This is a genomic window from Streptomyces sp. SCPE 10, assembly GCF_051980735.1.
GTDB lineage: Bacteria > Actinomycetota > Actinomycetes > Streptomycetales > Streptomycetaceae > Streptomyces > Streptomyces misionensis.
In genome coordinates this window covers 7,834,014-7,848,297 of record NZ_CP197069.1, presented here as the reverse complement: position 1 = coordinate 7,848,297, position 14,284 = coordinate 7,834,014, and the positions used below count along the sequence as shown (strand labels likewise).

The 14,284-nt window shown below is 72.9% G+C and carries 13 protein-coding genes and 2 pseudogenes; 9 read left to right on the top strand and 6 right to left on the bottom strand.

All coding sequences use genetic code 11. The features are described from left to right. The first annotated feature begins 177 nt into the window (after positions 1-177). Positions 178-274: pseudogene (locus ACSP97_RS35585) on the top strand. A 577-nt stretch (positions 275-851) separates the two neighbouring features. Further along, positions 852-1,334, top strand: coding sequence for an iron chaperone (locus ACSP97_RS35580; protein WP_355527523.1), 483 nt, complete (start codon positions 852-854; stop codon positions 1,332-1,334). Between the two features lie 278 nt (positions 1,335-1,612). On the opposite strand, the pseudogene ACSP97_RS35575 reads toward ACSP97_RS35580, so the two are convergent. Beyond that, positions 1,613-2,056, bottom strand: a pseudogene (locus ACSP97_RS35575) (TetR/AcrR family transcriptional regulator); the annotation flags it as partial. Between ACSP97_RS35575 and ACSP97_RS35570 the strand changes: the two are divergent. Further along, positions 2,024-2,917, top strand: a complete 894-nt coding sequence (locus ACSP97_RS35570; RefSeq protein ID WP_440555930.1) for an NAD-dependent epimerase/dehydratase family protein — start codon at positions 2,024-2,026, stop codon at positions 2,915-2,917. The pseudogene ACSP97_RS35575 and the gene ACSP97_RS35570 sit on opposite strands and share 33 nt — an antisense overlap. Before the next feature lie 136 nt (positions 2,918-3,053). On the opposite strand, the gene ACSP97_RS35565 is transcribed toward ACSP97_RS35570, so the two are convergent. After that, positions 3,054-3,743, bottom strand: coding sequence for a DUF4166 domain-containing protein (locus ACSP97_RS35565; RefSeq protein ID WP_440555929.1), 690 nt, complete (start codon positions 3,741-3,743; stop codon positions 3,054-3,056). Then, entirely contained in the window at positions 3,740-4,492 is a 753-nt protein-coding gene (locus ACSP97_RS35560) for a hypothetical protein (RefSeq protein ID WP_440555928.1), read from the bottom strand. The genes ACSP97_RS35565 and ACSP97_RS35560 overlap by 4 nt, the downstream gene beginning before the upstream one ends. A 305-nt stretch (positions 4,493-4,797) precedes the next feature. On the opposite strand from ACSP97_RS35560, the gene ACSP97_RS35555 reads away from it, so the two are divergent. Further along, a complete protein-coding gene (locus ACSP97_RS35555) occupies positions 4,798-7,959 on the top strand; it encodes an amidohydrolase family protein (protein ID WP_440555927.1) in 3,162 nt (1,053 codons plus the stop codon). A 424-nt stretch (positions 7,960-8,383) separates the two neighbouring features. Here ACSP97_RS35555 and ACSP97_RS35550 read toward each other — a convergent pair whose 3' ends face one another. Next, positions 8,384-8,524, bottom strand: a complete 141-nt coding sequence (locus ACSP97_RS35550) for a hypothetical protein (RefSeq protein ID WP_440555926.1) — start codon at positions 8,522-8,524, stop codon at positions 8,384-8,386. Positions 8,525-8,769: 245 nt separating this feature from the next. Between ACSP97_RS35550 and ACSP97_RS35545 the strand changes: the two genes are divergently transcribed. The 5 genes from ACSP97_RS35545 (at position 8,770) to ACSP97_RS35525 (ending at position 12,822) form a co-directional block, all read left to right on the top strand. Then, positions 8,770-9,888 carry an FAD-dependent oxidoreductase gene (locus tag ACSP97_RS35545; RefSeq protein ID WP_440555925.1) on the top strand — a complete coding sequence of 373 codons (1,119 nt, stop codon included), beginning with the start codon at positions 8,770-8,772 and terminating at the stop codon, positions 9,886-9,888. A 291-nt stretch (positions 9,889-10,179) separates the two neighbouring features. Next, entirely contained in the window at positions 10,180-10,344 is a 165-nt protein-coding gene (locus ACSP97_RS35540; RefSeq protein ID WP_355151888.1) for a hypothetical protein, read from the top strand. A gap of 2 nt (positions 10,345-10,346) precedes the next feature. Then, entirely contained in the window at positions 10,347-10,622 is a 276-nt protein-coding gene (locus tag ACSP97_RS35535; RefSeq protein WP_355151889.1) for a DUF4190 domain-containing protein, read from the top strand. A gap of 284 nt (positions 10,623-10,906) precedes the next feature. Then, entirely contained in the window at positions 10,907-11,746 is an 840-nt protein-coding gene (locus ACSP97_RS35530; RefSeq protein ID WP_440555924.1) for an SDR family oxidoreductase, read from the top strand. Beyond that, the gene (locus ACSP97_RS35525) at positions 11,743-12,822 is read left to right on the top strand and encodes a type I phosphomannose isomerase catalytic subunit (protein WP_440555923.1); all 1,080 of its coding nucleotides are present in this window, start codon (positions 11,743-11,745) and stop codon (positions 12,820-12,822) included. The genes ACSP97_RS35530 and ACSP97_RS35525 overlap by 4 nt, the downstream gene beginning before the upstream one ends. Before the next feature lie 85 nt (positions 12,823-12,907). Here the strand turns inward: ACSP97_RS35525 and ACSP97_RS35520 are convergent, their stop codons facing one another. Both ACSP97_RS35520 and ACSP97_RS35515 read right to left on the bottom strand, forming a co-directional pair. Beyond that, the gene (locus ACSP97_RS35520) at positions 12,908-13,621 is read right to left on the bottom strand and encodes an HAD family hydrolase (protein WP_440555922.1); all 714 of its coding nucleotides are present in this window, start codon (positions 13,619-13,621) and stop codon (positions 12,908-12,910) included. Between the two features lie 195 nt (positions 13,622-13,816). Beyond that, positions 13,817-14,278 carry a hypothetical protein gene (locus ACSP97_RS35515; protein ID WP_355151893.1) on the bottom strand — a complete coding sequence of 154 codons (462 nt, stop codon included), beginning with the start codon at positions 14,276-14,278 and terminating at the stop codon, positions 13,817-13,819. Positions 14,279-14,284 lie beyond the last annotated feature (6 nt).

The window sequence follows — 14,284 nt, the reverse complement described above, 5'->3', positions numbered from 1 at the left end:
ACCCGCAGCAGCGACGCGGCTTGCGGGAGTGGGGCGGGAATCAGCTTGCCCGGCCGGTGGACCGGTGCCACCGCGTTGGGAGCCTCGGCCCGGTCTTCGAGATGTCAGTGCCGTGTCAGCGGGCCGTGTCATTCTCTTTCACGTGAACGGGCCCGAACCCCAGAGGGGTCGGAGCGAGGAGAGGTGCCCGGAGTGGTTGATCGGGGACCGGCGAGCACGTCTCGAGGTCGGATCCTTTCGGGGGTCCACGCAGGTTCGAATCCTGCCCTCTCCGCATCACACGGTACGCCGCTCACCGGGGAACTTCCGGTGAGCGGCGTACCGCTGTTGTGTGGCATCGCCCGCCTCGCCGTACCCGTAACAGCGAGGCGGTCGCCGGCGGTCATTCGATCACGCTGCCCGTCTCGGGCGTCCATGGCGTCCCGGCCGACGCGAGCGCCGTGGTCCTCAACGTCATGGCGGCTGCCACCAAGGGCTCCGGAAGTCTCAGCGTCGCTGACCGCCGTACCGGGGCCATCGAGCCCGCCAGTGGATGCCCCGGAGAACCCCGGGGCATCCGGCATGCGCAAGTCCCCTGGGAGCATGCCGCCCGGGGCCTTCCGACGGGTATGGCGATGCAGGCGGCAGAACCGGTCAGGAATCGAGAAGCCCCGGCGGCCGAGCAGCCTCTAGCGTGGTGGCCGTGGCAACCAGCGCATCGCACACGTCCGTCGTATCGGTCACCCTCTCGGTGACCGGCCCCCATGCCGCCCTCGTCCGCCCCCGCGCCGTAAGGGCGCCTGCACTGTCCTGACGCAGGGCCTCGCACTACCGCCCCGATCCGCGTCTTTCCAGTACGAGAGGAACCTGCCATGCAGCCCACGAGTTCGTCCACCGAGAACTCCGGCACGAGCGCCGAGCAGTACAACGGATTCACCGCCGACGAGCGGGCGGCGATGAAGGAACACGCCCAGGAGCAGAAGAAGGCGGCGGCACGGCGCGGTTCGCGGGCGGAGAAGGAGGCGGCAGCGGAGCGGGACGTGCTCGCGAAGATCGCCGAGATGCCGGAGGCGGACCGGGTCCTCGCCGAGCGGATCCACGCCATCGTCAAGACCGCCGCTCCGGACCTCATGCCCAAGCTCTGGTACGGGATGCCCGCCTACGCGAGAGACGGCAAGGTCCTCTGCCACTTCCAGAGCGCGCAGAAGTTCAAGTCGCGGTACGCCACGCTCGGGTTCAGCGACCAGGCGGCACTGGACGACGGTGCCATGTGGCCGACCGCCTACGCCCTGAAGGAGCTGACCGCGGCCGACGAACAGCGCATCAGCGCGCTCGTCAAGAAGGCGGTGGGCTGAGGCCGACTCGGGCCGAAGCGGCGGTGGCGGACGGCACGTTCCCGACTGCCGGCGCCGATGCCGGGACTCCGGCGGCGGTCGAACCGCAGCGAGGAATCTCGCGACCTGGGGCGGGTGGTCCGGCCCTGGGAGCGTGGCCAACGCCTTCAGTGCGGTGGGTGCCGGGTCGTGGAGCGGTTATGACGACCGAAGCAACTGCCGGAGTTCGCAGCGGGGGCGCGCTCCAGCCGTCCGTCGGCCGAGTCGCCGGCTCAACCCGTCCGATGCGTTCACGCCAGTTTGGCGAAGACCGGGAGGAACGGACCGAGGACCGCGCGGGCATGCGCCAGGGTCTCGTCCGGCGGGCGGAAGCCCGGGACCGGGGCGCCTTGGATGAGCAGGTAGAGATGCGGCTGCGCCACAGCCCAGTCGCGGAAAGCCGTCGCCAGCGCGTGCAGCGGCCGCCGCCCGCCGGCCGAGACGTCGACAGCCTGGACCTTCGCGGCGACGGCCTCGTAGGCGTCGACGACCAGCTCCGCCAGCAAGTCGTCGCGGCTGGCGAAGTAGCGGTAGAGAGCCGGACCGGACATGCCGATCTCCTTGGCGATGCGCAGCAGGGCCACGCTCTCCAGGCCCCCTGCGGCGAGCCGGCGTACGGCGATCTCCTTGATCTCCGCGCGCGTCTGGTCGGTGCCGGCTCGGCCGGCTCGATGCTGGCCGGCGAGCTGATACGCCGCGGGCACGGGGTCCACCTCGTCGACCGCACGGGCGTCGGCCCGGCCCGCGAGGGCGTCACCCGCGTCAAGGGCGACGTCGGCACCGTCGGCGGCGCCCGGGCCGCGATCAAGGGGGCCGCCGTCGTGTACCACTGCGTCAACGTCGCCTATCACCTCCAGGTCGAGGTGATGCCCGTCATCCAGGACGCCGTGGTCGCAGCCGTCGAAACCGAAGGCGCGCGCCTGGTCGTCCTCGGCACCCTCTACCCGTACGGCGAGACCCATGGCGCGGTGATGACCGAGGACACCCCGTGGGGTGCCACCACCGCGAAGGGCAGGATGCGGGCCGCGCTGGACGAGAAGTACCTGACCGCGCACAGGGAGGGCCGCGCCCGCGTCGTCATGGGCCGCTCGGCCGACTTCGTCGGCCCCCATGTGCTCAACTCCACGCTCGGCGGCGCCGTCTTCCCCGGCGCGCTCACCGGCACCGAGGTGTACGGGCTCGGTGACATCGATCTGCCGCACAGCTACACCGACATCCGCGACGTGGCCGCGGGGCTTGCCACCCTCGGTGAGCGCCCGGACGGCGACGGGCGTGTCTGGCACCTCCCCACCGCACCGGCCCTCACCACGCGGGAGGTCTTCCGGCTGATCGAGAAGAAGGTCGGTCGGCCGTTGAACGTCGTGACCAAGTCGGAGCCGGAGGCCTTCGGCCCGTTCGACCAGGTCTTCATGGACTCCTACGCCGAGCTGTTCTATCAGCACAGCGAGCCCCAGGTCATGGACTCCAGCGCGATGCAGGAAGCCTTCGTGGTCAAGCCCATCCCGCTCGACACCACGCTCGACGACACCATCACCTGGTATCGCGGCTTCCTCGCTCGACGCTGACCTGCCCGCCCCCGCGCCACGTTCGTGAGGTGGCCGGTCGACGATCGAGCCGTTGCCGCCTGAGGCGGGGGCGAAGTCAGCGGAGGGCCTTGCAGGGATTTGGTCTTCGTCTACGGGGACTTCGCCGTGTCCGGGCTCATGCGCGCATCTCCTCCCGCAGCGGGCGCAGTCCCGGTCGCGTGCCGTGGGAGCGGGCGTCCGTGTACGACGCCGTGAAGGAGCCCTCGTAGCCGAAGAGCGGGCCGAAGCGGCGGTTCACCACGCTCACCCGGACCCGGAAGCGTCCGGTGGCGTCGTCGAACGACTCACGCACCTCGGCCGTGGCGCCGAGGAGTTCGGGGACGCGCACGTCCACCGGGCCCTCCCGGAAGCGGTGCTCGCCGGAGCGGATGAGCAGCGAGCCGTCCGGCTCGGCCGCGAAGTGCAGTTCGCTGGCGAGGTGTTGGTGGGTGCCGAGGTAGTCGAGGATCCGGTCGCCCTTCGGGCTGAGCACCATCTGGGCGTCGAAGCGAGGCGGGCGGCCGGGCAGGTCGAAGGTGCGCACGAAGCTCACCGTCTCACGGCCGAAGGTGTCGGTGTACGGGACGTTCTCGATCACGAAGGGGATGTCGCGGCCGGCCCGCGGGACGAGGATGTTGCGGGTGGCGCCGAGGGCGAGGAACGGCTTCACGTACGCCGGGCCGTGCCAGATCCGGTGCATGACGCCCCGCCCGGTGCAGGCCTCCCCGCCGGCCAGGCCCACCGAGAAGCGGCGCCGCAGCTCGGGATGGAGGCGGTCGAAGTCGTCGCCGAGCACGGTACGGAACATCGAGGCGGGCGCGGTCATCCGTGCTTCTCCAGGGTGTGCAGGACACGGGGGGTTCGGCTCTGGGCCGCGGGGGCGCGTCGGCACCTCCGGGCGGCGGGCGTGCGGGCGAGAGGGGCCTTGAAGAGGGCGATCGACATCACGGACACCAGCACGAGCGGGCCGAGACGGTCTGCGTCGGCCTCGAACGGCCCGAGGACTCCGATGCCGGGGTTCAGCCCCAGGCCGGTCAGGCACCCGGCGAGCAGCAGTGCCCGGACCGCCAGTTCGGCCAGCCAGTTGGCCCGGGCCCGCTCGGGGGTGATGCCCCGCTCCAGCCACAGCCGCAGCCGGTCGAAGGACCAGGCGGTCGCCCAGCCCATCAGGGGGCGGAACACGAGCCGGTCGGTGAGCGCACCGAGGGCGCCCCAGCGGGGCCGGTAGTCGTAGCCGGTGAGGAAGCGCACGCCGTGCGCGTCGGGCACGTAGCGCCAGTAGCCGCTCCCGCGGGCGAGCGGGGAGAGCGGGTGCGGGCAGACGAAGCGCAGGGCGGAGGTGCGGGTGCCGTCGGGGCGCTCCCGCTCGCCGGCGGCGATCCCGGTGCCGGACACCGTCAGGAAGGGCGGAACACGCACGGCGTAACGGAAGCGCTGGGGATCGCCCTCCGCGCGCGGGAGGTAGTCGATCTCCGAGAACCTCAGGTCCCAGCGCCGATGCTGGGCGGGGTCCTGGGTGCGCTCCCAGAGTTCGTCCAGATCGGCACGGATCTGCGCCTCCACGTAGAGACCCATGGTGTTCCCCCACATCTCCCGCGTTTGAGCGATCGCTCAAAATCAACTGGAAGGGAAAGTACACCATTTGAGCGGTCGCTCAAAGTCTGGATACGGAAAGCCCGCTCCCGGGAACGGTGAGATTCGGGCCGAGGCCCCGGACGGGCGGGGTCGCCGCGGCACGGGTACAACGGGAAGACCGTCCCGCGCGGCTGTCCTCCAGCGAGCACGGGCCTCGGCGCCGGTTGGCCAGGGAGCCCGGGCCGCCGGGAGGTGCGGGTGCTGCCGCGCGGGGCCCCGGGCGCCGGCTTGGAGAGGAACACGGCATGGACACGGCTCAGGGGTTCTTCAGCCGGCGGCGCTTCTTGGAGGCGTCCGCCGCGGGCGCCGCCGCGGCGTCCCCGCTGCGGTTGCGAACCTCCGCGGCCGGGCGCGTGCTGACGTACCGCGAGATGACCGGTGGATCGGTCACCGCGCGGTCCGGTGGGAAGTTCCTGATCGCCGAGGTGCAGGGAGTTCTGTGGCGGATCCCGCGCGCGGGTGGCGACGCCGTGCGGCTGACCGGCTGGGAGCTGGAGGCGACCCGGCCCGCGCTCTCCCCTGACGGCCGGACCGTGGCCGTGTGCGGGTACCGCGGCGGCGGCTTCCACCTGTGGACCCTGCGGCCGGATGGCGGCGGGCTGCGCGCCCTCACCGACGGTCCCTGGGACGACCGGGGCGTGGCCTGGTCGCCGGACGGCACCCGGCTGGCGTTCTCCTCCGAGCGCGGCGCGGATCCGGTGGCCGGCGGCGCTTTCGCCCTGTGGACACTGGACCTGGGCAGCGGCCGGATGGCCCGGCTCACCGGCGGCGCCCACGAGGACTACGACCCGGCGTGGTTTCCGGACGGGCGGTCGCTGGTGTGCGTGCGCGCCGCCCACACCGCGGACGGCGGTAACGACGGCGGCCTGTCCCTGGTGCGCGTCCCGGCGGCGGGCGGACCGGCGCGGGTGCTGCGCACGGTCACCGAGGGCCGGCTGCTGTGCCCGGCCGTCTCCCCCGCCGGCCGGATCGCCTACCTCCGGCTGACGGGCTCGAGCGGCTCACCGTCGCTGCCCGCTGCCACGGCGACGCTGATGGTGGACGACCGGGTGATCGCGGCGGGCGAGGACCTGGCGGCCGCCCCGCCTTGCTGGCTGGACGAGGACCGGCTGCTGTACGTGGCGGACGGCCGCATCCGCGTTCGCGGCGTCGATGCCCGTGGCGCCGCAGACGTCGAGGAGATCCCCTTCACCGCACGGATGCCCGTGCCCAGGCCGCCGCGCCGGCCCGCGCGGCGAATCCCCGACCCGGCCGTTCCCGCTCCCGTGCGCGGCCTCCACCGGCCGGCCCTGGCACCGGACGGCCGCAGCGCGGCGTTCGTCGCACTGAACGCCCTGTGGCTGGTCCCCCTCGCCGGCACGGGGCAGGCGGGCGTCCCGCGCCGGCTGGTGCAGGCCGCCGACGTGCACTACCTGCAGATGCCGGCCTGGGCACCGGACGGCCGCAGCCTGCTGTACTGCACCGATCGCGACGGCCTGAGCGCCGTACGCCGACTGCGCCTGGCCGATTCGCACGACGAGCAGGTCACCGGCGGCGGGCGGCTGTACCCGGCGCTGTCTCCGGACGGCTCCCTGCTGGCATGCCAGGACGTCGCCGGGAACGTGCTGGTACGCGACCTGGCCACGGGCGAGGAGCGGGTGGCGGCGCGCCCGCTGGCGGCCGACGGGCCGCCCGGCGCACCCACCTGGTCCTCGGACGGCCGCCACCTGGCGTTCTGCGATCGCAATCGGCTCAACCACCGCTTCCGCGAGGGCTACAACCTCATCCGGATCGTGGATGTGCGCACCGGTGCCGAGCGACGCCGGCTGCCCGCCGACCACCAGTCGCTGTCGGACCGGGTCGCGGCCGGGCCCATGTGGTCCCCCGACGGCCGTTGGATGGTGTTCGTCGCCGAGTCCGTGCTGTGGCTGCTGCCCGTCGCCGCCGACGGCACGCCCACGGGTCCGGCCCGCCGGCTCACCGACGAACCGGCCGACCACCCGAGCTGGGCCGGCGACTCCCGCACCCTCCTCTATCTCTCCTGCGGCACGCTGCGGCTGCTCTTCCTGGACGCCGCGCATTCCCCGGGCCGTCCGCGCACCTTGCCGATCAGGCTGACCGGTCGGCGGGAGCCCGGCGCGCGGGAGCCGCTGCGCGTCCACGCCGGCCAGTTGTGGGACGGCACCGGCAGCCCGCCACGCCAGGACATGGACATTCTGATCCGCGGCGACCGGATCACCGGCGTCGAGCCGCACCGCGCCCGCCGGCCGGGCCACCGCACCTTGGACGCCTCCGAAGGAACAGTGCTGCCCGGCCTGTTCGACAGCCACACCCACCCCTACACCGCCACCTACGGTGCCCGGCAGAACCTGACCTTCCTCGCCTACGGGATCACGACCACCGCCTGCATGGGCGGCCCGCTGTACGAGACGGTCCGGCTGCGCGAGTCGGCCGCCACCGGGCACGGACTCGGCCCCAGGTCGCTGGCGTGCGCCGAGCTGATCGACGGCGCCCGTACCGCGTACAGCATGGGACGCGCGCACCGCACCGAGGCGGGCGTTCGGGCCACGCTGCGGCGGGCCGCTGCGCTGGACGTCGACTTCGTCAAGACCTACGTCCGCGCGCCGGGCAGGACCATGTCACTGGCCGCGCAGGCCGCGCACCGGCTGGGCGTGCCGTGCGGCAGTCACCTGTGCTTCCCCGGCAGGCCCGCGGGCCAGGACCTGACCACGCATCTGCAGGCCACCCAGCGACTGCCGTACGGCCACGCGACCACTCCGCTCGGGCGGGTCCACCAGGATCTGCTCGAGCAGTACGCGGACGGGTCCTTCGCGTTGATCGCCACGCCGTTCACGGCGCAGTGCCTGCTGGGCGCCGACCGGACCCTCGCCGACGACCCGCGGGTGAACGCCCTGATGCCGCCCTGGGACGCCGCCGCCGTTCACGACCGTGCCGCGACCGCGCCCACCCGGCAGCAACTGGACGCCCTGGCGACGGAGATGGCCGACTACCGGCAGCTGACCGCACACGGTGCCGTACTCGCCCTGGGCACGGACTCGCCATTGGTGCCCGTGGGTCTCTCCCTCCATCTGGCGTTGCGCGCCCTGCACGGGCACGGTTTCACCGCCGCCGAGGCCCTGCACACCGCCACCACCGTTCCGGCCCGCCTCTTCGGCCTCGACCGGGACCTCGGCACGGTGGAGGCCGGCAAGCTCGCGGATCTGACGGTGGTCGACGGCGATCCCTTCCACGACTTCGGCACCCTGGTGCACACATCCGTGGTGCTGCGCGACGGCGTCCCCCACCGTCGGCAAGACCTGACCGGTCTCGGTGCGGCGGACACTCCCGCGCCTCCCCACACCACCTGGCTCGAAGTCGCCCGCCACTTCGAGCGGTCCTCCTGCTGCCACTTGGGCGGGGCCTCGTAGTCCGCCCCCCGTCTCCTCGCGACCGAAGGCCAGAGCGCGCCGACTGCGCACACGGCTGCGACGAAAGCGCGGCGGGGGCGTTTCCCTCGCCCGCTCACACCGTCGGCGCGGCGCCGGGGAAGTCCGTGGCGGTACCGGCCCTCGCGCACCACGTCATCCCCAAGCCGGAGCCGTGGGTCCGCCGTCGCCGTCCGCAACCCGCCGGCCGTTCCGCACACACCATGGCCGGTCAAGCCGCTCGTCTTGGGGGCGCGGCGGCCGCGTGGTGGGCCGCTCCCATGGTCGACGCGCGCCCCGTCCCGTCCTCCATGTCCCGGCGGTTCGTGGCGCCCGCCGCAGGACGACCGTTCTGCCGGCCGCGGCGATCGCGGTCGCGGCGGCCACCGGTCCCGCGGTCTGGCTGGTCGTCTGCTTCGCCGTCCTGCTACTCGCCCACCCGCTCGTCACCGACGCGCGGACGGTCGGTGTCACCGCCCCGCCCGGCCGCCGCGGGCGGCACCCGCGCCGGCGCCGCCGCCTCGACCGCAGTGGTGCCGATCGCCGCCCAGGCACCGGTCGCGGGCAACTCATGGGCACGTCTGCCGGAGCCTCACTCGCCATCGCCGCGACCACGATGTGCCTGGTACCGGCGCTGCGCACCGCTGCAACCCGCCTGATCCACCGACGAGTTGTATGAATCCGGCCGGTGACACGCACCCACCGGCCGGGAACTGATTATTCATTGGCTGCTTCCAGCACGGCTGTGCTTTCGTGGCGGAGCGCCGGATCTCCCGGCGGCAACTCGTCACCCTGCCGAGAGACAGTCATCCCATGCCCTCCACAGCCAATGCCCGCATCGCCATCGTGGGCGCCGGTCTCGGCGGCCTCGCCTGCGCCCGGGTCCTGCAACGTCACGGCCGCTCGGTCACCGTCTACGAACGCGAGGCCTCCGCCGACGCCCGGCCCCAGGGCGGCAGCCTCGACATCCATTCCGGTACCGGACAGGCGGCGCTGCGTGCGGCGGGTCTGATCGACGAGTTCCGTGCCCTGGCCCGCCCGGAGAGCCAGGAGTGGCGCATACTCGACCCCGCCACCGCCGCCGTCCTGCCCGTCCCGGGGCCGCCCAGCCATGACGACGACAGCCCCGAGATCGACCGTGGCCGGCTGCGCGCCCTCCTCCTGGACTCCCTCGCCGCGGACACCGTCCGATGGGACCGTGCCGTCAGCGCTGTCACTCCGCTCGAGGACGAAGACGGCACCTGGCGGCTCCTGTTCGAGGACGGGAGCACGGAAGCGGCCGACCTGGTGATCGGTGCCGACGGCGCCTGGTCCCGCGTCCGCCCGTCCGTGTCGCAGGCCGCGCCCGCCTACAACGGCGTCACCTTCGTAGAAGCCGGTTTCCCCGACTGCGACGCCCGCCATCCCTCGCTGGCCGCGCTCGTCGGCGACGGCACCATGCTGGCGAGCACCGGCGACAAGGCCCTGCTGGCGCAGCGCAACGGTCAGGGCCACATCCGCGTCTACGTCGCCTTCCGCGCCCCACAGGACTGGCATGTGGCGGCGGGCGTATCCCTCGACGACGCCGAAGCCGTACGCCGCTACCTGGTGGACCTGCTGAAGGGCTGGGACGAGAGCCTGCTCGACTTCGTACGCCGCAACGAGGGCGGGTTCACCGCCCGGCCGGTGTTCGTGCTGCCCGCCCCGCACACCTGGGAGCACGCCCCCGGCACCACCCTGCTGGGCGACGCCGCGCACCTGATGCCGCCCGTCGGGCTCGGCGCGAACCTCGCCATGCTCGACGGCGCCGACCTGGCCCGTGCCCTCGTCGCCGAGTCCACCGTCGAGGACGCGGTCCGGGCCTACGAAAGCGTCATGCTCCCCCGCTCGGCTCAAGCTGCCCTGGAGTGCGCGAAGGTGCTGGACGACATCCTCCCACCGCAGGGCGCCTGAACAGGCACCGGACCGGACACGGTGCCGCGGGTCTCCGCGGCGCGGCGGGCGGTGTGGGGAAGGTCGGCTGAGCGCCCTGTAGGCCGTAAACGGCCGTCGACAGCGGGGAGTTGGCGCATATGCGTGTGCCCGGGGACCGGTCCGTGGCGCCCCGGGAGCGTGAGACGCGCGCCCGCGGGTAACCGGCGATGTCATGAACGCGTTGAGGATTCGGTCGCAGAGTTCGCCATACGGGCGGGGCACCGAGCCGCCGTCCGTCGTCGCCGGCATCGTCGGACCGAGGAGGTAGCCATGCTCTTCCTGGTCGTCGCCCTGCTTCTGCTGGGGATCGTCCTGGGTTCGGCCGCCTACCTTCCGTGGCCCGTGACCGTGGTGGCCGGTGCGGTGATCGCCGTCTGGCTCGTCGTGTTCGCCGGACGCGAGCGGCGTCGGCGTGGCCGGACAGGGAGGGCCTGACGATGCGGCTGACCGCACCGCCCTCCGCCCGCACGGGCCGGAGGGACACCGAAGGCATGGCGGTGGCCTCCTTCGTCCTGGGTCTTCTGGGACTGCTCGTCCTCAACCTGGTCCTCGGCCCCATCGCCATCGTGCTGGCCCTCATCGCCCTGCGCCGGAACACCCCGCGCCGCTCGCGGGCACTGCTCGGACTGGGGCTCGGCATCGCCGACGTGGTCCTGTTCGCCGTCCTGGCGTCCCTCCACGGAGCCACGTCGTGGACGATCTGGGGCGGCTGAGCACTCCGGGGCGCCCGTGGCCTGTGCGGGCGCCCCGGTTTCGGCGTCCTCCCGCCAGGCGACGCGCCGCTCGTGCCACCCCACCGGGCCCGCCGTGCCGCGGGCAAGGCGGCCGGCAGAGCCGCTCGGCGGCGTGCGAGCGTTGCGCACGCAGTGCGCGCGAGGGCCCCGTGTGCGTGCCGGGACCAGTGGGGTACTCGGCGCCTCGACCGTTTCCACCGGGGCGCCGGTCCGCTTGACACCGGTATGGGCCCCGGCCCGCTCGACTCTTTTCCGGAGCCCACATGTCCCAGCCTCGTCAGCAGCAGGTCCCGCCCGGTACAACGGGCGAGATGACGCCCCGGCCGGATCACGGTGAGCACAGCTACCAGGGCTCCGGACGGCTGGCCGGCAAGGCCGCGGTGATCACCGGCGGGGACAGCGGAATCGGACGTGCGGTGGCGATCGCCTACGCCCGTGAGGGCGCGGACGTCCTGGTCTCCTACCTGGACGAGCACGAGGACGCGGAGGAGACCGCGCGGTGGGTGCGGGAGGCGGGACGCACGTGCGTACTGGTGCCCGGGGACCTGGCCGATCCGGCGCACTGCCGCTCCGTCGTCGACAAGGCCGTCGAGGAGTTCGGCCGGGTCGACGTACTGGTCAGTAACGCCGCGTTCCAGATGACTCACGACTCCCTCACGGACATTCCCGACGAGGAGTGGGACCGCACGCTGGCGATCAACCTCAGCGCGTTCTTCCACCTGGCCAAGGCCGCGGTCCCGCACATGCGGCCCGGATCGTCGATCATCGGGAGCACCTCGGTCAACTCCGACAGTCCCCCGCCGCAGCTGCTGCCGTACAACGCCACCAAGGCGGGCATCGCCAACATGGTCGGTTCGCTGGCCCAGATGCTGGCGTCGAAGGGCATCCGTGCCAACAGCGTCGCCCCGGGGCCGATCTGGACGCCGCTCATCCCCGCGACCATGCCGCCCGAGCAGGTCGAGAGCTTCGGCTCCGAGGTGCCGCTGGGGCGGCCCGGCCAACCGGCCGAACTGGCGCCGGTGTACGTCATGCTCGCGTCCGACGAGGCCGCCTACGTGTCCGGTGCCAGGGTCGCCGTCACCGGCGGGCAGCCGATCCTGTGAGCGCAGAGGACACGGCCCTGTACCCGTTGCGGCTGACCGTCACGGCGAAGCCCCTGGTCTTCGGCGGCCACGCCATCGCCCGCCGCCTGGGCAAAAGGGGCCTGCCCGACTGGAGCGTCGCGGAGACCTGGGAGTGCAGTGACGTCGAGGGCAACCGGAGTGTGGTGACCAATGGCCCGCTGGCCGGCCGGACCCTGCACCAGGTGCTGTCCGAACAGCCCGAAGCGCTCATGGGCGCCGGCTTCTCCGGTGCGCGCTTCCCCGTGCTCACCAAGTTCATCGACGCCGCCGGCACCCTGCCGGTACATCTGCACGCCGACGACGAGGCCGCCCGGCGCCTGGAGGGGCAGCCCAACGGAAAGACCGAAGCCTGGCACATCCTGGAGGCCGCGCCCGGCGCGACCGCCCTGTGCGGCGTCAAGGAGGGGATCACGGCCGACCGATTGCGTGCCGCGCTTCAGGCGCAGGACTTCGACGCCGTACTGCGTCGTCTGCCGGTGCGCGCGGGCGAGACCCTCTACGTGCCCGGCGGCACCCTGCACAGCTTCGGGCCGGACACCCTCGTCTACGAGATCGAGCAGACCTCCGACATCCAGCAGCACGCGATGCGCTGGCACATGGAGGACGGCTCGCCGGTGGACGATCAGGAACACCGGTCCAACCTCGACATGTTGATGCGGCAGGCCGACCTGGAGTACCGACCGGACTTCACGCCGGGATTGAGCATCCCCGTCGGGGACGGGGTGGAGCGGGTCTTCCTCTGCGCGGGCCCCTACTTCGCCCTCGAACGCTGGCGCGCCGGAACCACGGAACCCGTGCGCCACGCCTTCGCCACCGCGCACATCCTGTCGAACGTCGGCGCCCCGGTGCGGGTACGCACCGGGGCGTGGAGCGAAGAACTCGGCCGAGCGGAGACGCTCCTGCTGCCCGCGGCGTGCGGTGACGTCGAGATCACCGGGCCCGCCGACGTCCTGTTCGGCTACCTGCCCGACCTCGACCGCGATGTCCGCGGCCCCTTGCTCGCCGCGGGATACCCCCTGTCCCTCCTGCGACGGTTCACCGCGACGCCGGCCTGACGGGCGAGGAGCGCGCCCGGCGCCCGTCCGCGCTCGCGCGGCACCAGCGTTCCCACGAGCGTCGAGGTGAACCAGCCACCGCCTGCTACCCCTCCGCACGGGTACCGGCGCGACGCCGACCCGCCTCGGCGCGGCCGACGACCGGCGCGAACGCCAGGTCCTCGACGGCGTGGTCGGCCGGCCGGCACGGGGCGGGCGTCCTGGCGGCGCGGCCCACGGCGAAACACCGGGCGCCCGCGCGCCGACCTGCTTGAAGGCCCGCCGCCGAGTCCTCGAAAACCACCGCGTCGCCGGGTGCGACGCCCAGCCGCCGGCAGGCGAGCAGGTAGCCCTCGGGGTCCGGTTTGCCGTGGGTGACGTCCTCCGCGCTCACCACCGTGGAGAAGTGGTCGGCGATGCCGCACCGCGTCAGATGGTCCTCGGCGTAGCGCCGGCCGCCGGACGTGACGACGGCCAGTGCCATTCCGTCGCGGCGCAGGCGCCGGAGAAGCCGGTCGGCTCCGGGGACCAGCCGGACCGGGGGGAGGTCCGGTGCGCCGTTGAGCGCGGTGAGTTCCTCCCTCACCCGGTCCGCCGTGGCGTGCCTGCCGAACCTCGCGAGGTGTTCCTCGATCACCTCCCTGCTGCGCCGCCCGCTCAAGCCGTCGAGCACGTCCTCCCCGCAGTCGATGCCGTGGCCGGCGAAGAGCCGTCGCCACAGGGCCCGGCTCCTGGGTTCCGAGTCGATCAGTGTGCCGTCGAGGTCGAAGAGGGCGGCTTTCGCCGTGACGGGTATACCGGCGTCATTTTGGGCGGACATGGGGCTCCTTGTGCGGTCGTCGGCTCCGGGGAAGGGGCCCGGAGCCAGGTGCGGGACCGGCTTCTTGGCGGGTCTGGTGCGGTCTGTGTACCTGCTGCCGTGTTCCCCTTGCCCCGGCGGGAAACGGGCGGGGTCGAGACGGGCCGCGCGCACCGGGGCGCCTCACCGCGCCCCTACTCGCCGAGCACCGCGTCCCTACTCGTCGAGCGAGCGGACGGCGTCCGGCCGGGTGGTGTGGTCCGGGTGTCCCCGCGTGCGGCGCCGCTCCTTCAGCTCGGCCTCGTACAAGTGGTCCCTGCCTTCGACCAGTTCCCGGCGCGCCTGGCTTTCGATGTCCTTGAACGGCTCGTAGTAGGTGGCGTTGTAGGCCTCGATGATCTGGAACGTCCAGTGCCCGGGAATCACGTTGCGGCCCAGGATCTCCCGCTGCACCCGGTCCGCCCACCCGTGCTGGCCGGCCTCCCGCAGCAGCGCCACCGCACGGTCCAGCGCGAAGTCGGCCCCTCCGGTGAGCTGGTGGAAGGCGTAGAGGTGGCCGCGGGCACGTTCGGTCGTCTCCAGCGCCTTCGACAACGCCCCGAGGGCCTGGACGAGGGTGTCCGAGACATTCGGCGGGCGCTGGTGCGCACCGTCCGGGCCGTCATGGTGAGTGCTCATGCCCTC